Genomic DNA, 17,179 nt, shown 5'->3' on the forward strand with positions numbered 1-17,179 from the left:
TGGAGTGACTGCAATGCCCAGCCCACTGCGCCCGGATCAGCGACGGTTTCCCCTGCACGTCCATATCAGCGTGATGTTCACCTTCCTGCTGTTGCTGACCGGGGTGGTGCTCGGCATTTTCAACTATCGGCAAACCACACAGATCATTCTTTCCAGCAGTGAAAAGCTCTTCGACCGTATCGAGCAGGACGTCCGACAGGACCTGAACGCCACGTATGAGCCGATTCGTCATCTGTTGAGCCTGTTGGCGGACAATCCGGCGGCGCAGGCACCCGACCTGGAGAAACGCCTGGCGCTGCTCAAACCCTTCAGCCAGTCGCTGAAGGACAATCCCGACCTGGCATCGCTGTATCTGGGCTATGACAACGGTGATTTTTTCATGGTTCGCCCCTTGCGAACCGCCGACCTGAAATCCCTCCTCAATGCTCCGCAAACGGCGGCATATCAGGTGTGGAGCATCGAGAAGCACAACAGCAATCAGGTCCATTCCCAAGCGTTGTTTTTCGATCAGGACCTGGCCCTCATCAGTCGACAGGACAACCCCGAAGAAACCTACGATCCACGATCCCGCGCCTGGTACTCGCGTGCCAGCAGCGTCAGGGATCAGATCACCACCGAACCCTACATCTTCTTCTCCACTCACCAAATCGGCACCACGTTGGCCCGACGCAGTGGTGTACAAGCGGTCATCGGGGCAGACCTGACCCTGGCGGAGCTTTCCGCAACCCTGGCCAAACATGTCGTAACCCCCAGTACCGAAATCGTGCTGTTCGATGCAAACAACGATGCCATCGCTTATCCCGACAGTCGCAAACTGATCATCGACGACCAGACTGCCCGCCTGATCAAAGCGGCCGATCTGAGCCCCAGTATCAGTGCGCTGCTTAACCATCCGCCCGAAGGCAATCGACTGGAGGTCTCCGGGCGTCAATGGATCGTTGCCCGCAGTCACCTACAGGAAGGCGGACCCAAGGGACTGCAACTGGCGCTGCTGGTGCCGGAAAATGAATTACTCGTCGATGCCTACCGCATGCGCTGGCAAGGCGCACTGATTACCCTGGCCACGCTATTGCTGTGCCTGCCCTTGGGCTGGCTCACGTCAAGAATTCTGGTCAAACCCCTGCGTGCACTGGTGCAGGAGGCCGATGCGATTCGCAGTTTCGATTTCAATTTTCCGGCCTCACGTCGCTCCCCGGTGCTGGAAGTCGATCAACTGGGCATGTCGATGGCACGCATGAAAGACACCCTGGCGAGTTTTTTCCAGATCACCGACAGCCTGAGTGCCGAAACCCGTTTCGCCCCTTTGCTGGAACGTGTGTTGTTTGAAACCGTGAAAATTGGCCAGGCCGATGCCGGTCTGATCTACCTGCGCGAAAATGATGGCGATCGGATGGAGCCGCAGGGTCTGGTCATCAATGGCACGTCCCAGGCATTGCCCGCATTCGAAGTTCAAGGACACGAACTCCAGAGTTTACAGAGCCCCGCATGGCTACAGCATCTGTCGAAAACCGACAATGTCGTCACCAACATCGGTTTTGAGCAGGCGGCGGATTTGCGCAAGGTGTTGCTCGCGATGGACAGTCCCCGCGTGCATCTGATCGGTATTCGGCTGCACAACCGACACAATGAAACCGTGGGCCTGTTGGTCCTGTTATTGGCCGACAGCGGCCACCCAAGCGATCTGGAAAAGCTTCGCCCCGACCGCATCGCGTTTCTCCAGGCCGTCTCCGGTGCAGCCGCCGTGAGTATCGAAAGCCAGCGACTGCAAGCCAAACAAAAACAGCTGCTGGACGCCTTCATTCAACTGCTGGCCGGCGCAATTGACGCCAAAAGCCCTTACACCGGCGGCCACTGCCAACGGGTGCCAGCGTTGACGCTGATGCTTGCCCGGGCCGCGGCTGCCAGTCAGGCCCCGGCTTTCAGCGGTTATCACCCCACCGAAGATGAATGGGAGGCGCTGCACATCGCCGCGTGGCTGCACGATTGCGGCAAGGTCACCACCCCGGAATATGTGGTCGATAAAGCCACAAAGCTGGAAACCCTGAACGACCGTATCCACGAAATCCGCACCCGTTTCGAAGTGCTCAAGCGCGATGTCTGGATCAACTATTGGCAAGCCATTGCCCTGGGTGGTGACGAACAGCACCTGGCTGAGCTGCGCAATGCCAGTCTGGCAGACCTCGACGATGACTTCACCTTCGTTGCCCACTGCAATCTGGGGGGCGAGGCCATGGCCGAGACTGACCTGCAACGCCTGCGCAGTCTGGCCCAACGCACCTGGACCCGAACGCTGGATGATCGATTGGGTGTTTCGTGGGAAGAAAACCGACGCCAGGCCCGAACACCCGCGCCGACGTTACCGGTCAGCGAACCGCTGCTGGCGGACAAACCCGAGCATCTGTTCGAACGCGCCGAGAGCGAACTGATTCCGCAAGACAACCCCTGGGGGTTCAAGCTCGATGTACCGCGCTACAAATACAACCGGGGCGAGCTCTACAACTTGAGCATTGGCCGCGGCACTCTGACCCGCGAAGAGCGTTACATCATCAATCACCACATGGTGCAGACGATCCTGATGCTCAGCCATCTACCCTTCCCCGCTCACCTCAACAACGTTGCCGAGATCGCCGGCGGCCATCACGAAAAAATGGACGGTACCGGTTATCCCAAACAGTTGAAGCGCGAAGAAATGAGCCTGCCGGCACGGATGATGGCGATCGCCGATATTTTCGAAGCGCTGACCGCCGCCGATCGCCCCTACAAGAAAGCCAAGTCCCTGAGCGAAGCACTGGGCATCATGGCCAACATGTGCCGTGACGCCCACATCGACCCGCAGTTGTTTGGGCTTTTCATCAACGCGAAAATCTATTTGCAGTACGCCAATCAATTCCTGGACCCACAACAAATCGATGCGGTGGATCCGTCAAGCCTGCTGGCCAAAGCAGGCCTGAGCGCGTGATCAGCAGTCGGTGAGACGCAGGAATATGGCCGCCAGCCGCTCGATGCCGACCTGATCGTGCGCGGTAAAACGCGCCAGTTTCGGGCTGTCCAGGTCCAGCACGCCGATCAGTCGACCGTCCTTGACCAGTGGCACGACCAGCTCGCTGTTCGAGGCGCTGTCGCACGCGATATGCCCGGGGAACGCGTGCACGTCTTCGACCAACTGGGTCTGCAAGGTCGCCGCGGCAGCCCCACACACGCCCCGACCGAATGGAATTCGCACGCAGGCGATCTGCCCTTGAAATGGGCCAAGCACCAGTTCTTCATTGCGATTGAGGTAGAAACCGGCCCAGTTCAGATCATCGAGCTGGTTGTACAGGAATGCCGAAAACTGTGCGGCGTTGGCGATGAAGTCCCGTTCATCCGCCAGCAACGACTCCAGCTGCGCCTGCAGCATGCCGTAGCCTTCAAGGCCCTGACCGCTCTTCTGTAAATCGATCATGCCTTGTGCTCCAACAGCTTGAGCCCGACCCAATAGCGGGCAAATTGATAGGCGCAACGCCCGTTGCGATTACCACGGCCCGTGGCCCAGCGCACGGCGAGGATGTCCAGTGCTTCGTCACGCTGCCAGGCCAGGCCGGCCTTGTCAGCCAGTTGACCAATCCAGTGCTCGACGACGTTGAGGAAGTGTTCCTGGGTAAATGGATAGAACGACAGCCACAGCCCGAAACGGTCCGATAACGCGATTTTGTCTTCCACGGCCTCGCTGGGATGGAGTTCGCCGTCGACCCTTTTCCAGTTTTCGTTATCGCTTTCCTTTTCCGGCACCAGGTGGCGGCGGTTGGAGGTGGCGTACAATAAAACGTTGTCCGGCGCCTGTTCGAGAGAGCCGTCGAGCACACTCTTGAGCACGCGATAATCACCCTCGCCCGACTCGAACGACAGGTCATCGCAGAACAACACGAAACGCTGGGGTAATTTTGCAATCTGTTCGACCACACGCGGCAAGTCTGCGAGGTGATCGCGCTCGATCTCGATCAATCGCAAACCGGCGTTGGCGTGCTCGGCCAGCAACGCGCGAATCAGCGACGATTTACCGGTGCCTCGCGAGCCCCAGAGCAGCGCGTGGTTGGCCGGCATCCCATCGATGAATTGCTGGGTATTACGCCCCAATTGTTCCAGTTGCCGGTCAACGCCAATCAGGTCGGACAAGCGCATGTCGAGGCTGACTTGCAGCGGCAACAAAAAACCACTGCGCCCTTCGCGCTGCCAGCGCGCAGCCAGGCAGTGGCTCCAGTCGATGGCTTGCCGAGGCGCGGGCAGCAGCGGCTCGATACGGGCCAGAACAGCATCGGCGCGTTCAAGAAAAGCATTTAATCGGGAATCCACGTCTTCTCCTCGGGCACGTTCACAGTAATCATGGCGTTACAGCGACAAAACACAGCGTTAGGTGACCGGTTTCTCCCATGCACAAGGCTCGCGAGAACGGTAACCATGCACGATCGACTATGCTTGAGCAGCGAAGGGAAACGGAAGTGGTTCAATCGCCCATGGATATCAAGTTCACCAACCGGCTGTCATACAAGCAAGCCAGGCTCACCGTGCTGGTCGGTTTTATTCTGGGTACGCTGCTCAGTCTGCTGCAAATTGGCATCGATTATGCCAGTGAAGACGACTCTATCAATCGTGAAATACGGTCCTTACTGGAAATCAGCCATAACCCCGCCTCTCGCATCGCCTACAACATTGACGCCGAACTCGCTCAGGAGTTGACCCTCGGCCTGTTACGTTCACCGGTGATCATCGGCGCACAATTGACTGATAACAACGGTAACGTGTTAGCCAACGTAAAACGCCCAGGCTCGCAAAGCGCTTATCGGGCAGTCAGCGACTTCCTGTTCGGCGCCAACCGGTCGTTCGAAGACCGTCTCTACCTCGACCACTCGCCCGCCGAATCCCTCGGCACCCTGCGCCTGGACGTCGACACCTACTCATTCGGCAACCGGTTTTTGCGTCGAGCCGAAGTGACGCTGCTCAACGGCTTCGCCCGCAGTCTGCTGCTGACCGGCATCTTGCTGACCTTGTTCTACTTTATGCTGACCAAGCCGTTGGTACGGGTCATCCGCAAACTCAGTGGCCGCAATCCGCGCAGCGTGGAACCCACGTCGCTGGAGTGCCCGACGGGCCATGAAAATGATGAAATCGGCGTTCTGGTCAAGGTTGCCAATCAGCAATTCGAAAACATCGCCACCGAAATACAGCAGCGCCGTAAAGCTGAAAACCGCCTGACCGACTACCTCGGGCAACTGGAACACATCGTCTCGGCCCGCACGACAGAACTCAAGACCATCAATTCCAGGCTCAGCCAATCCAATCAGGAGCTGGAAGTTGCGCGTAGCACCGCCCTGGACATGGCTGAAGCACGTTCCACGTTCCTGGCCAATATGAGCCACGAAATCCGCACGCCGCTCAACGGATTGTTGGGAATGATCGCGCTCTCCCTGGACGGCCCGCTCACTGCCGAACAGCAGCAACAACTGTCCATCGCCCACGACTCTGGCAAAGTCCTGGTGGAACTGCTCAACGATATTCTCGACCTGTCAAAGTTCGATGCCGGCCAGCTCGAACTCGAACACATTCCATTCGACCTCGGATCGCTGATCGAGGATACCGCCAATCTGCTGTCGCAGAACGCTGCGCCGAGCGTCGAACTGACCTGCCTGATCGACCCGTACTTTCCGGCACTGGTGCTCGGAGATCCGACCCGGGTCCGGCAGATCGTCAGCAACCTGTTGTCCAACGCCCTCAAATTCACCCGTTTCGGTCGGGTCGACGTGCGTCTGTCAACGTTCGGGGACGGCGTCAGAATCGAAGTCAGCGACACCGGTATCGGGATTGCACGAGACGCGCAGGTGAAAATCTTCCAGCCCTTTACCCAAGCCGGTGCCGGCATTACCCGGCAGTTTGGCGGTACCGGATTGGGCCTGGCCCTGACGTATAACCTCTGCGAAGCCATGCAAGGACGACTGACGATCAGCTCGGAAGCAGGTTTGGGCAGCCTGTTCTGTGCCGATCTGCCGTTGCCTTGTCACACCCGGGCTTTTCCCCCCGGATCTTTGCAAGGCAACGTGATTGCAATCACCGCTGCCAGCAGCGGTCTGGCGGAGCTGTTGAAAAGTCTATTGCCTGGCTGGGGGCTCGACTATCAGCAACGCTCGATCGATGACTCGATGATCGGTCTGAACCCCGATATCGTGATCACTGATTGCCCCGAAAGCCTGTTTGGCCTGCGCCCCACCTGTACTTCACCCATTTTGCTGGTCACTGCCTATGGCAGTTTCATGCCGAGCGAGGAAGCCAGTGCCCTCGCCCCCTTGCAGCAACAAGCACGGCCGCTGGCGCGCAATGCGCTGTACCAGACGCTGCGGCGAGTGCTCCAACCGGAGCTGAACACCCTCAACGATGCCCGGCTCGATACCCTTTCATCCATACGGCGCGCACGCGTGCTGCTGGTGGAAGACAATCCGGTCAATCAATTGGTGGCCAAAGGGATGCTTGGAAAACTCGGTTGCGACGTGATCGTTGCCGCCCACGGTGGCGAGGCACTGGATCAGCTTGAACACAAAGAATTCGATCTGGTGCTGATGGACTGCAACATGCCGGTAATGGACGGCTATGAGGCCAGTCGGCAAATCCGTCGCAGCGGGCGCTGGCCGCAGTTGCCCATTGTCGCCCTGACCGCCAACGCCATGTCCGAAGAACGGGAACGCTGCCGTGCGGCGGGCATGAGCGATTACCTGGCCAAACCCTTCCGCCGGGAAGAACTTGCCGCGTTGCTCGACGTGTGGATTCCTGCTACGACAATGCTTTGATTTGCCCTAGCAGGTGATCGAGACCATCGCGCAGGTCATTCAGACGGTCCAGATCCACGCCGCTGTCGCATAACAGACGAGCCTTGAGCGGCCCGACCTGATCGCGTAAAGCCTTGCCGGCGGGCGACAGGCTCAAGTGCACCTCTCGTTCATCCCGCGCCGAACGCTGGCGCTGAACCAATTGCAGTTGTTCAAGACGCTTGAGCAACGGCGTCAACGTGCCCGAGTCCAGCGCCAGGCGTTCGCCCAACGCCTTGACCGTCGGCTGCCCCGGAGCGGCCTCCTGCCATTCCCACAACACCAGCATCGCCAGGAATTGCGGGTAGGTCAGGCCGAGCTGATCGAGCATCGGCTTGTAGGCGCGGATCACGGCCCTGGAAGCAGCGTACAGTTTGAAGCAGAGCTGGCTGTCGAGCTTCAGGGAATCGACTGACAACGTGTTCATTTGAGCAGGGCTTCGATCTCGCGGGTCAGGTCCTGCGGCTTGGTCGCCGGAGCGAAGCGCTTGACCAGCTTGCCGTCCTTGCCGATAAGGAACTTGGTGAAATTCCACTTGATGCCCTGGGAACCGAGCACACCCGGCGCACGCTTCTTCAGCTGAACAAACAGCGGATGGGCGCCGGCGCCATTGACGTCGATCTTTTTGAACAGCGGGAAACTGACGCCGAAGTTCAGCTCGCAGAACTCGGAAATGGCCCCTTCGTTGCCCGGCTCTTGCTTGCCAAACTGATTGCAAGGAAAGCCAAGCACCACCAGACCTTGATCTTTGTAGGTTTGCCACAGTTCTTCGAGGCCTTTGTACTGTGGAGTGAAGCCGCATTTGCTCGCGGTGTTAACCACCAGCACGGCTTTGCCCGCGTAATCGGCCAGGGTCTTTTGCTCACCCTTGATGGTGGTGCACGGGATGCTCAGCAGGTTGTCGCTCATGGTTCGGGCTCTGAATGAAGGACGATGAGGGAAACATAGCGCTCAATTGAATTGTGTGCAATTTAATAAATCAATCTGACCGATTGATAAACGACAATCCCCGTAGGAGCTGCCGAAGGCTGCGATCTTTTGATCTTGATCTTGATTTTTTCAGATCGTAAAAGGTCAAGATGAAAAGATCGCAGCCTTCGGCAGCTCCTACAGAAGCAGGTTGGTAATGCGTGGACGAAAGTTATTCGCGCGGTACCAGGTCCAGGCACACCGAGTTGATGCAATAACGCAGGCCGGTCGGTGGCGGACCATCCGGGAACACGTGGCCCAGGTGCGCATCGCATTTGGCGCAGACCACTTCAGTGCGGATCATGCCGTGGCTCACGTCTCGTATCTCGACCATGGCGCTGTCGCCGATCGGCGCATAGAAACTCGGCCACCCGCAGCCGGAGTCAAATTTGGTCTTGGCGTCGAACAGCGGCTCGTTGCAGCAAATACAGTGATAAACACCGTCAGTCTTGGTGCCGTTGTATTTACCGGAGAACGGCCGTTCGGTGCCCTTGAGACGGCAAACGTTGTACTGCTCCGGGTCGAGCATCGCCCGCCATTCCTCCAGGGTTTTCTCCAACTTTTCCATTGTCACACCTCAGCAGTTGAAAAAGCCCGATCTGTACCTTTTCCACGGATCGGACGGCACGTATGATTGCGCCTCGTCAAACGCCAGTCTGGCAGCCGCACCACGCGCATTCAAACGGATTTTGGATCGGCAACTCGAGGCGTCAGGCCTGTGTGAATACGCAGGATTCCCAGTACGGTAATTCATACACCGCCTGGATCGTTCATTTTCGGGAACACATCGCCATGCAGGTCAGCAAATCGAACAAGCTCGCCAACGTCTGCTATGACATTCGCGGCCCGGTGCTCAAGCACGCCAAACGCCTGGAAGAGGAAGGCCATCGCATCCTCAAGCTGAACATCGGCAACCCGGCGCCTTTTGGTTTCGAGGCGCCGGACGAAATCCTCCAGGACGTGATCCGCAACCTGCCGACCGCGCAGGGCTACAGCGATTCCAAGGGTCTGTTCAGTGCGCGCAAAGCCGTCATGCAGTACTACCAGCAAAAGCAGGTGGAAGGCGTCGGCATTGAAGACATCTACCTCGGTAACGGCGTTTCCGAGCTGATCGTGATGTCGATGCAGGCCCTGCTCAACAACGGCGACGAAGTGCTGGTGCCGGCTCCCGACTACCCGCTATGGACCGCCGCGGTCAGCCTGTCGGGCGGCAATCCGGTGCATTACCTGTGTGACGAGCAGGCCAACTGGTGGCCGGACCTGGCCGACATCAAGGCCAAGATCACCCCGAACACCAAGGCGCTGGTGATCATCAACCCGAACAACCCGACGGGCGCCGTCTATTCGAAAGAAGTGTTGCTGGGGATGCTGGAACTGGCCCGCCAGCACAATCTGGTGGTTTTTTCCGACGAGATCTACGACAAGATTCTGTACGACGATGCCGTGCACATTTGCACCGCTTCCCTGGCGCCGGACCTGTTGTGCCTGACCTTCAACGGCCTGTCCAAGTCTTATCGCGTGGCCGGTTTCCGTTCTGGCTGGATCGCCATTTCAGGTCCGAAACACCACGCCCAGAGCTACATCGAAGGCATCGACATGCTGGCGAACATGCGCCTGTGTGCCAACGTGCCGAGCCAGCACGCGATCCAGACCGCGCTCGGCGGCTACCAGAGCATCAATGACCTGGTTTTGCCGCAGGGTCGTCTGCTGGAACAGCGCAATCGCACGTGGGAGCTGCTCAACGACATTCCGGGCGTGAGTTGCGTCAAGCCCATGGGCGCGCTGTATGCATTCCCACGAATCGACCCGAAAGTCTGCCCGATCCACAACGACGAGAAATTCGTACTCGACCTGCTGCTGTCAGAGAAGCTGTTGGTGGTACAAGGCACGGCCTTCAATTGGCCTTGGCCGGACCATTTCCGGGTCGTGACCCTGCCGCGCGTGGACGACCTGGACATGGCCATCGGCCGCATCGGTAACTTCCTGAAGTCCTATCGCCAGTAAGCGGCCTGTCACCGTGCGACGCTTGCGCCGTCGCACGGTGATCCATTCAGCAACATATCTTTGCGCCCTGCCGAACATTACCGCTTCAATCGCTGACTGATTGCACTTTGCGTGCTCGCGCCTAATAAGGACGGGGGCCTGCGCGGGTATTTGGCTGACAAACCCTTCCCGCATCGCCGTCGGAAATGCCCTGCAAGCAGCTAGACTGTTGCCGTAGGACACAGTTTGAAATAGTCACCCGGTTGAATAGCCCGGTGCAGCACCTTATATACCCCGCAGTACGCTACATCTTTAGCACAAGGAGATTTCTACAACCATGATGCGCATCCTGCTGTTTTTGGCCACAAACCTGGCGGTCGTGCTGATTGCCAGCATCACCCTGAGCCTTTTCGGCTTCAACGGGTTCATGGCGGCCAACGGGGTTGATCTCAACCTCAATCAGCTGCTGATTTTCTGTGCGGTCTTTGGTTTTGCCGGTTCGCTGTTCTCGCTGTTCATCTCCAAGTGGATGGCGAAGATGAGCACCAGCACCCAAATCATCAGCCAGCCGCGCACACGTCACGAGCAATGGCTGCTGCAAACCGTCGAGCAACTGTCTCGCGAAGCCGGGATCAAAATGCCCGAAGTCGGGATTTTCCCGGCCTACGAGGCGAACGCGTTCGCCACGGGCTGGAACAAGAACGATGCACTGGTCGCGGTCAGCCAGGGTTTGCTCGAGCGTTTTTCGCCCGATGAAGTAAAAGCCGTTCTGGCCCACGAAATCGGCCACGTTGCCAATGGCGACATGGTAACCCTGGCGCTGATCCAGGGCGTGGTGAACACCTTCGTGATGTTCTTCGCCCGGATCATTGGCAACTTTGTCGACAAGGTGATTTTCAAGAACGAAGAAGGCCAGGGTATCGCCTACTACGTGGCGACTATCTTCGCCGAACTGGTGCTGGGTATTCTGGCCAGCTCCATCGTCATGTGGTTTTCGCGCAAACGCGAATTCCGTGCCGACGAAGCCGGTGCGCGTCTGGCCGGTACCAGCGCGATGATTGGCGCCCTGCAACGCCTGCGGGCGGAACAAGGACTGCCGGTGCACATGCCCGACACACTGAATGCCTTCGGCATCAACGGTGGTATCAAACAAGGGTTCGCCCGCATGTTCATGAGCCACCCGCCACTGGAAGAGCGCATCGACGCACTGCGTCGTCGGGGCTGACAGGCTCGGCATAAAAAGAAAAGGCCCGCAGCGATGCGGGCCTTTTTTTGTCTGCTTGTCCCGTCCTGAATAAGGTTTACACCTTCTGATCTGTTTTTCAGGAGGACGTAATGGAATCCGCAAAAAGGCGTAGTCAGCGAGACTACACGCTGACCTTTAAATTGTCGGTCGTCGACCAGGTCGAAAAAGGCGAGCTGAGTTATAAAGAGGCTCAGGAGCGCTACGGGATTCAAGGCAAAACGACCGTTCTGACATGGTTACGCAAGCACGGTCGTCAAGATTGGAGCCCCGGCACCTACATTGGCTCGCCGAGGATGGGGTCTATGCCCGACAAAAACCGACCATTAACGCCAGAGCAGCGCATCAAAGAGCTTGAAGAGCAGTTGGCGCTGTCCAATCAGAAAGCGCAGTTTTTCGAGGCCGTCGTGGACGTCTTGAAAAATGACTACGGTCTCTCTGTCGTAAAAAAGCGTCCCGGCAAGTCCTCGCGCAAAAACGAATCCAAAACCTGAGCATCAGCAGGGCTTGCCAGTTCATGGGGATAAGCCGACAGGCTTACTACAAACGCAATCGCGCCGATGCTGCTCGTCTGATTCTGGATCAGAAAGTTGCCGATTTCGTTCAGCAAAAGCGCCTGCGGCAGCCGCGGTTGGGCACTAGAAAGCTGCATTACCTGCTGCAATGTCAGCCGCTGCTTGAGCTGCAAGTAGGGCGAGATCGCCTGTTTTCGATTCTGCGCGAACGGCGTTTATTGGTAGCCCGTAAGCGGGCGTATCACAAGACAACCGACAGTCATCATCGCTTTCGACGCCATCCGAACCTGCTCAAACCGGGGCCTGAACAGGTTGTTCCCAGCGGCCCGGAACAGGTCTGGGTGGCTGACATCACCTATCTGCCCACTCAGGAAGGCGTGGCCTATCTGAGCCTTGTGACGGATGCTTTTTCGCGAAAGATCGTGGGCTATCACGTCCATGAAAGCCTGCACACCGAGTCGGTCGCGCAGGCGCTGCGCCGGGCGGTGAAGCACCGTCGAACGGAGCAGCCACTGGTTCATCACTCGGACAGAGGCAGCCAGTATTGCTCGGGAATGTACCAGGAACTGCACGCAAAACACGGCATCAGGTGTTCGATGACGGACGGCTACGACTGTTATCAAAACGCCCTGGCAGAGCGGGTCAACGGGATATTGAAGACGGAGCTTTTGCTCCAGCGACCACAGGATTTAACGCAGGCGAAGAAAATGGTGAGCGAGTCGGTATCGATCTACAACCGCGAGCGTCCGCACCTGTCGTTGAAATACAAAACGCCCGATGCGATGCATCGGGCGTTGGGGTGAAACAGGTGTAAACCTATTTCAGGACTAGACACTTGAATGTAGCGTTGCTCATTCTGGCCCCATCGCGAGCAGGCTCGCTCCCACAGTTGAATGAGTCGTTCAAGCGGGCGCAATCTAATGTGGGAGTGAGCCTGCTCGCGATGATGCCAGCACAAACAACAAAAATTTACCGGCTGGAAACCCGATACACCCGCTCCTCAAGCCGCGTAACGCCACTCTCGACGAACTTCCAGCTCTCGCCTAGAACGTCCTGATCTTCCAGAATTTTCAGCGCCCACGAAGCCCCGAACAACCGTTGCACTTCATCATCCAACACTGCAAATGGCGGTCCGTCCTTTTGCGCTTGGTCGTAATCCAGGGTGATCAACAGCCCCAGAGAATCCTTCGGCAAAATCCGCTTCAGATGCTCGGCGTATTGCTCCCGCATCTTCGGTGGCAAGGCAATCAACGCAGCTCGGTCGTATAGCGCGCTGCAATCGGCGACATCGCCGGCAGTCAACGCGAAGAAATCACCGCACCAGATCTCGATCGAACCCGCCCGATACACAGTGAAAGGCCCTTGGTCGCTGACGTCCGGGTCAAATTGATGCTCGTGAAAAAAGTCTTCCACCGCTTTTTCCGACAATTCGACTCCCAGCACTTCGTGACCGCATTTCGCCAGCCATAGCAGATCCAGGCTCTTCCCACACAACGGCACCAGTACGCGCGCCCCCTCTTCCAGGCCCAGCTGAGGCCAGTACCGTTGCAGATATGGATTCACTTCCAGCAGATGAAAGCCGATCTGATTCGACGTCCACCGCTTGTGCCAAAACTCCGGCTGCATAAATAACCCCGAAAATTCGATCAAAACACCCTAAAACTTATATTAGATTTAGATCAATGATCTGACTGAAGATGCGTCATCTTACTCTCAGGAGCTCAATCATGTTCCCCAGCCTGTATATATCCCATGGTTCCCCCATGCTTGCACTGGAACCGGGGGCCAGCGGACCGGCCCTCGCGCGCCTGGCCGCCGAGCTGCCGAAGCCCAAAGCCATCGTGATTGTATCTGCGCACTGGGAAAGCAATGAGTTGCTGGTCAGCGGCAACCCGAAGCCTGAAACCCTGCATGACTTCGGCGGCTTTCCCAAAGCTTTGTTCGAGGTGCAATACCCGGCGCCCGGCGATCCACAACTGGCGGCAGAGGTGGTCGAACTACTGAAGACCAACGGTTTGCCCGCGCGCATCGACACTAAACGGCCATTCGACCATGGCGCTTGGGTCCCGTTGTCGTTGATGTATCCGCAAGCCAATATCCCCGTTGTGCAAGTCTCCCTGCCCACACACGGTGGCCCCGCCCTGCAAACCCGCGTCGGTCATGCCCTGGCCAGCCTGCGCGAACACGGCGTGCTGTTGATCGGCTCGGGCAGCATTACCCACAACCTGCGCGAACTGGACTGGCACGCCGGCCCGGAAAGCGTCGAACCGTGGGCCAAAGCCTTTCGCGACTGGATGATCGAGAAACTTGAGGCCAACGACGAAGTCGCGTTGCACGACTATCGCCAGCAAGCACCGAATGCGGTGCGCAACCATCCAAGTGATGAGCATTTGTTGCCCTTGTACTTTGCCCGCGGTGCAGGAGGAAAATTCAGCGTGAGCCACAAGGGATTCACCCTGGGTGCCTTGGGCATGGACATTTACCGCTTCGGATAACGCAAGGCCCGAAACCTGCGGCGGCCAGGTTCAGACCACATCGACCCCGACATGAATCGCATCATGCCGCCAAAACTCCAGATCACAATCGATCAGCCGCTCATGCTGATCGTAATTGACCCGCGCAATGCGCAGCCCGGGACTCCCCACTGACACCCGCAATGCTGCCGCTGCATCCACCGACAATGCCGTCGGCACAATCTCGAAACGAACCCGTCCGTAGTGCAAATCATAGTGCCGTGCATACAGCTCGGTGATCGATTGATTCAAATCGAACTCCAGAATCCCCGGGAAAAACTGCGGATTCAAATAGTGCTCCACGTACAACACCAGGCGCTCATCAATGCGCCTGGCGCGGCAAATCTGAATCACGCTCGACAGCGCAGGCAACTGCAGCCAGGCGCATACCGCCGCCGATGCAGGTTGCAAACGCGCCGAAATCACCTCGGTGGACGGCACTCGTCCCTGAGCACTGACCATCGCGTGAAAGTGACTGCGCTGCATCAGGTTGTAAGCCAGGCGTGGGGGCGACACGAACCAGCCACGTCGTTCTTCCCGATAAATCTGCCCTTGGGCTTCCAGCTGTAACAACGCCTCACGCACCGTAATCCGCGTGGTACCAAACAACTCACTGAGTTTGCGCTCGGCCGGTAACTTGCTGCCAGGCGCCAACAGGCCGTGGTCGAGCTGTTCCTGAAGAACCTGCCCGATGGCTGTCACCGCTTTGGTTGTCTCAATGCGCATCAACGTTACCTATCTGGACTAGACCAGCACTGTCTCGGGGCAGAATCGCCGTTCAAGGCGGCGCCTATAGCTGCCTGCAAGCCTAGGCACTGCACATGACTGGTAGATGACAAAGCCGCCGAACGGTTGACCCAGGCATCTGCAATATCACGGCCAAGTCCTTCTATATCAGCCTTTTAGCCATGGTCTACGCTTATGCAGAAGCCTGAGCATTGCCGTGCAAAAAATATAGGCAGACCGGTCGTCGACATCAAAATGTCATCCAGGCCGCCTAGATTGGCTCAGGTATTGCTGACCTAGACCAACACAACCGCAATCGCAGCGTTGAAAACGCCCAAAGGAGCTTCGGATGAAACAGCTTTTCCTGGCATCACTGTTAGGCTCGACCATTGCCATGTGCACCGCCGCCATGGCGGCTGATGATTTGAAAACCCTGGAAGCCGCTGCGAAAGCGGAAGGCGCAGTCAACAGCGTCGGCATGCCCGATGACTGGGCCAACTGGAAAGGCACCTGGGAAGACCTGGCCAAGACTTACGGCCTGAAACACATCGACACCGACATGAGCTCGGCACAGGAAATCGCCAAGTTTGCCGCTGAAAAAGACAACGCCAGCGCTGACATCGGCGATGTCGGTGCAGCCTTCGGCCCGATCGCCGTCAAGCAAGGCGTAGTGCAACCCTACAAGCCAACCACTTGGGCGCAAGTGCCGGATTGGGCCAAGGACAAGGACGGTAACTGGGCGCTGGCCTACACCGGCACCATCGCATTTATCGTCAACAAAAAGCTGCTGCACGGTTCTGAAGCACCGACTAAATGGGCCGACCTCAAAAACGGCAAGTACAAAGTATCCATTGGTGATGTCAGCACCGCCGCTCAGGCCGCCAATGGCGTACTGGCCGCAGCGCTGGCCAACGGTGGCGACGAGAAAAACCTTCAACCGGCCCTGTTGATGTTCGCCGATATCGCCAAACAAGGCCGCCTGTCGATGGCCAACCCGACAATCGCCACCATGGAAAAGGGTGAGATCGAAGTCGGTGTGGTCTGGGACTTCAACGGCCTGAGCTACAAAGCCAAGATGGCGAATCCGGACGACTACACCGTGCTGATCCCGTCCGACGGCTCGGTGATTTCCGGCTACACCACCATCATCAACAAGTACGCGAAGAACCCGAACGCCGCCAAGCTGACCCGCGAGTACATCTTCAGTGACGCGGGCCAAATCAACCTGGCGCGCGGCAATGCCCGTCCGATTCGTGCCGATCACCTGACCCTGCCAGCCGAGGTCAAGGCCAAGCTGCTGCCTAATGAACAGTACAAAGGCGTGACCCCGATCAAGGACGCGGATGCGTGGGAGAAGACTTCCAAGGCCTTGCCGCAGAAGTGGAACGAAGAAGTCATCGTCGAGATGAAGTGAAGCTGTAGCCCACCATTCGGAGGGCTAATGGAGATCCCTGTAGGAGCGAGCCTGCTCGCGAAAGCGGTTTCACATTCAACACTGTTGTTGACTGGCACACCGCATTCGCGAGCAGGCTCGCTCCCACAGTGGACCGAGTGAATTGCGACTACCTGTTTTGCGGAGTCTTTGCCCCTATGAAGCACAACGTCATCCTTGTCGTGCTCGACGGCCTCAATTACGAAGTCGCACGCCACGCCATGGGGCACCTGCAGGCTTACGTCGGCGCAGGACGCGCGGCGCTCTATAAACTGGAGTGCGAATTGCCGGCCCTGTCCCGTCCGCTTTACGAATGCATCCTGACCGGCGTCACGCCGATCGACAGCGGCATCGTTCACAACAATGTCTCGCGCCTGTCCAACCAACGCAGCATTTATCACTACGCGACCGATGCCGGGCTGAAAACCGCCGCTGCGGCCTATCACTGGGTCAGCGAGCTGTACAACCGTTCGCCATTCGTGGCCGCCCGGGACCGTCACACGGATAACCCCGACCTGCCGATTCAGCACGGTCATTTCTACTGGAACGATCACTACCCGGATTCGCACCTGTTCGCCGACGCCGAAAGCCTGCGCCTGCGCCATGTGCCGAACTTCCTGTTGGTGCATCCGATGAACATCGACGACGCCGGGCACAAGCACGGCCTCGATACCCCGCAATACCGCAACAGTGCCCGCTCGGTCGACATCATCCTCGCCGATTACCTGCAAGGCTGGCTCGACGCCGGCTATCAGGTGCTGGTGACCGCCGACCACGGCATGAACAACGACCGCTCCCACAACGGCCTGCTACCCGAAGAGCGCGAAGTACCACTGTTTGTCCTCGGCAACGCCTTCAGTTTCAACGCCAGCGCCGCACCGAAACAGACTGAAATCTGCGGCACCGTCTGCGAACTGCTGGGTGTGGCTCACGACAAACCTGTCTGCCGGGAGTTATTCAAGTGAACG

Annotated in this window: 14 protein-coding genes and 1 pseudogene; 8 read left to right on the plus strand and 7 right to left on the minus strand. The window is 57.9% G+C overall.

The genetic code is table 11. The features are described 5' to 3' along the window. Positions 1 to 13 precede the first annotated feature (13 nt). Entirely contained in the window at positions 14 to 2,959 is a 2,946-nt protein-coding gene (locus tag JFU37_RS05125; RefSeq protein WP_201113599.1) for an HD domain-containing phosphohydrolase, read from the plus strand. Here JFU37_RS05125 and JFU37_RS05130 read toward each other — a convergent pair whose 3' ends face one another. Continuing rightward, positions 2,960 to 3,442 (minus strand): GAF domain-containing protein, encoded by a 483-nt coding sequence (locus tag JFU37_RS05130; RefSeq protein ID WP_201113601.1) that lies wholly within the window; start codon positions 3,440 to 3,442, stop codon positions 2,960 to 2,962. It abuts the gene before it with no gap. Then, positions 3,439 to 4,329, minus strand: coding sequence for a DUF815 domain-containing protein (locus tag JFU37_RS05135; protein ID WP_201113603.1), 891 nt, complete (start codon positions 4,327 to 4,329; stop codon positions 3,439 to 3,441). Before JFU37_RS05135 ends, JFU37_RS05130 begins: the two co-directional genes overlap by 4 nt. Positions 4,330 to 4,490: 161 nt before the next feature. Between JFU37_RS05135 and JFU37_RS05140 the strand changes: the two genes are divergently transcribed. Then, positions 4,491 to 6,812: a hybrid sensor histidine kinase/response regulator gene (locus tag JFU37_RS05140; RefSeq protein WP_201113605.1), complete on the plus strand. Its 2,322-nt coding sequence runs from the start codon at positions 4,491 to 4,493 to the stop codon at positions 6,810 to 6,812. Here JFU37_RS05140 and JFU37_RS05145 read toward each other — a convergent pair. From JFU37_RS05145 to msrB, 3 genes are all read right to left on the minus strand, one after another. Next, a complete protein-coding gene (locus JFU37_RS05145) occupies positions 6,796 to 7,257 on the minus strand; it encodes a MarR family winged helix-turn-helix transcriptional regulator (protein ID WP_201113607.1) in 462 nt (153 codons plus the stop codon). The two genes, JFU37_RS05140 and JFU37_RS05145, sit on opposite strands and share 17 nt — an antisense overlap. Further along, positions 7,254 to 7,739 (minus strand): glutathione peroxidase, encoded by a 486-nt coding sequence (locus JFU37_RS05150; protein ID WP_201113609.1) that lies wholly within the window; start codon positions 7,737 to 7,739, stop codon positions 7,254 to 7,256. The genes JFU37_RS05145 and JFU37_RS05150 overlap by 4 nt, the downstream gene beginning before the upstream one ends. A 232-nt stretch (positions 7,740 to 7,971) precedes the next feature. Beyond that, the gene (gene msrB / locus JFU37_RS05155; protein WP_201113611.1) at positions 7,972 to 8,367 is read right to left on the minus strand and encodes a peptide-methionine (R)-S-oxide reductase MsrB; all 396 of its coding nucleotides are present in this window, start codon (positions 8,365 to 8,367) and stop codon (positions 7,972 to 7,974) included. 224 nt (positions 8,368 to 8,591) lie between these two features. On the opposite strand from msrB, the gene JFU37_RS05160 reads away from it, so the two are divergent. From JFU37_RS05160 to JFU37_RS05170, 3 genes and pseudogenes are all read left to right on the plus strand, one after another. Beyond that, entirely contained in the window at positions 8,592 to 9,803 is a 1,212-nt protein-coding gene (locus tag JFU37_RS05160) for a pyridoxal phosphate-dependent aminotransferase (protein WP_008030363.1), read from the plus strand. A gap of 316 nt (positions 9,804 to 10,119) precedes the next feature. Beyond that, entirely contained in the window at positions 10,120 to 11,007 is an 888-nt protein-coding gene (gene htpX, locus JFU37_RS05165; RefSeq protein ID WP_059403635.1) for a protease HtpX, read from the plus strand. A 110-nt stretch (positions 11,008 to 11,117) separates the two neighbouring features. Continuing rightward, positions 11,118 to 12,371: pseudogene (locus JFU37_RS05170) on the plus strand (IS3 family transposase). Between the two features lie 138 nt (positions 12,372 to 12,509). Here the strand turns inward: JFU37_RS05170 and JFU37_RS05175 are convergent. After that, the gene (locus JFU37_RS05175; RefSeq protein ID WP_201113620.1) at positions 12,510 to 13,166 is read right to left on the minus strand and encodes a thiopurine S-methyltransferase; all 657 of its coding nucleotides are present in this window, start codon (positions 13,164 to 13,166) and stop codon (positions 12,510 to 12,512) included. Positions 13,167 to 13,267: 101 nt separating this feature from the next. Here JFU37_RS05175 and JFU37_RS05180 point away from each other — a divergent pair, with 101 nt between their 5' ends. Continuing rightward, complete coding sequence (locus JFU37_RS05180; RefSeq protein WP_201113622.1) at positions 13,268 to 14,035, plus strand: DODA-type extradiol aromatic ring-opening family dioxygenase; 768 nt, start codon at positions 13,268 to 13,270, stop codon at positions 14,033 to 14,035. A gap of 30 nt (positions 14,036 to 14,065) precedes the next feature. Here JFU37_RS05180 and JFU37_RS05185 read toward each other — a convergent pair whose 3' ends face one another. Next, the gene (locus JFU37_RS05185; RefSeq protein WP_056742457.1) at positions 14,066 to 14,779 is read right to left on the minus strand and encodes a UTRA domain-containing protein; all 714 of its coding nucleotides are present in this window, start codon (positions 14,777 to 14,779) and stop codon (positions 14,066 to 14,068) included. Between the two features lie 349 nt (positions 14,780 to 15,128). Here JFU37_RS05185 and JFU37_RS05190 point away from each other — a divergent pair, with 349 nt between their 5' ends. Next, on the plus strand, positions 15,129 to 16,193 hold the full coding sequence (locus tag JFU37_RS05190; protein WP_201113624.1) for an ABC transporter substrate-binding protein: 1,065 nt from the start codon (positions 15,129 to 15,131) through the stop codon (positions 16,191 to 16,193). Between the two features lie 176 nt (positions 16,194 to 16,369). After that, positions 16,370 to 17,176, plus strand: coding sequence for an alkaline phosphatase family protein (locus JFU37_RS05195; protein ID WP_201113626.1), 807 nt, complete (start codon positions 16,370 to 16,372; stop codon positions 17,174 to 17,176). Positions 17,177 to 17,179: the final 3 nt, after the last annotated feature.

It is taken from the genome of Pseudomonas sp. TH41, assembly GCF_016650695.1.
GTDB lineage: Bacteria > Pseudomonadota > Gammaproteobacteria > Pseudomonadales > Pseudomonadaceae > Aquipseudomonas.

Coding starts and splice junctions, on each gene's coding strand:
- JFU37_RS05130 (WP_201113601.1), bottom strand. CDS start 3,442: ATGATCGATTTACAGAAGAGCGGTCAGGGCCTTGAAGGCTACGGCATG.
- JFU37_RS05150 (WP_201113609.1), bottom strand. CDS start 7,739: ATGAGCGACAACCTGCTGAGCATCCCGTGCACCACCATCAAGGGTGAG.
- JFU37_RS05190 (WP_201113624.1), top strand. CDS start 15,129: ATGAAACAGCTTTTCCTGGCATCACTGTTAGGCTCGACCATTGCCATG.
- htpX (WP_059403635.1), top strand. CDS start 10,120: ATGATGCGCATCCTGCTGTTTTTGGCCACAAACCTGGCGGTCGTGCTG.
- JFU37_RS05195 (WP_201113626.1), top strand. CDS start 16,370: ATGAAGCACAACGTCATCCTTGTCGTGCTCGACGGCCTCAATTACGAA.
- JFU37_RS05185 (WP_056742457.1), bottom strand. CDS start 14,779: ATGCGCATTGAGACAACCAAAGCGGTGACAGCCATCGGGCAGGTTCTT.
- JFU37_RS05175 (WP_201113620.1), bottom strand. CDS start 13,166: ATGCAGCCGGAGTTTTGGCACAAGCGGTGGACGTCGAATCAGATCGGC.
- msrB (WP_201113611.1), bottom strand. CDS start 8,367: ATGGAAAAGTTGGAGAAAACCCTGGAGGAATGGCGGGCGATGCTCGAC.
- JFU37_RS05125 (WP_201113599.1), top strand. CDS start 14: ATGCCCAGCCCACTGCGCCCGGATCAGCGACGGTTTCCCCTGCACGTC.
- JFU37_RS05145 (WP_201113607.1), bottom strand. CDS start 7,257: ATGAACACGTTGTCAGTCGATTCCCTGAAGCTCGACAGCCAGCTCTGC.
- JFU37_RS05160 (WP_008030363.1), top strand. CDS start 8,592: ATGCAGGTCAGCAAATCGAACAAGCTCGCCAACGTCTGCTATGACATT.
- JFU37_RS05140 (WP_201113605.1), top strand. CDS start 4,491: ATGGATATCAAGTTCACCAACCGGCTGTCATACAAGCAAGCCAGGCTC.
- JFU37_RS05180 (WP_201113622.1), top strand. CDS start 13,268: ATGTTCCCCAGCCTGTATATATCCCATGGTTCCCCCATGCTTGCACTG.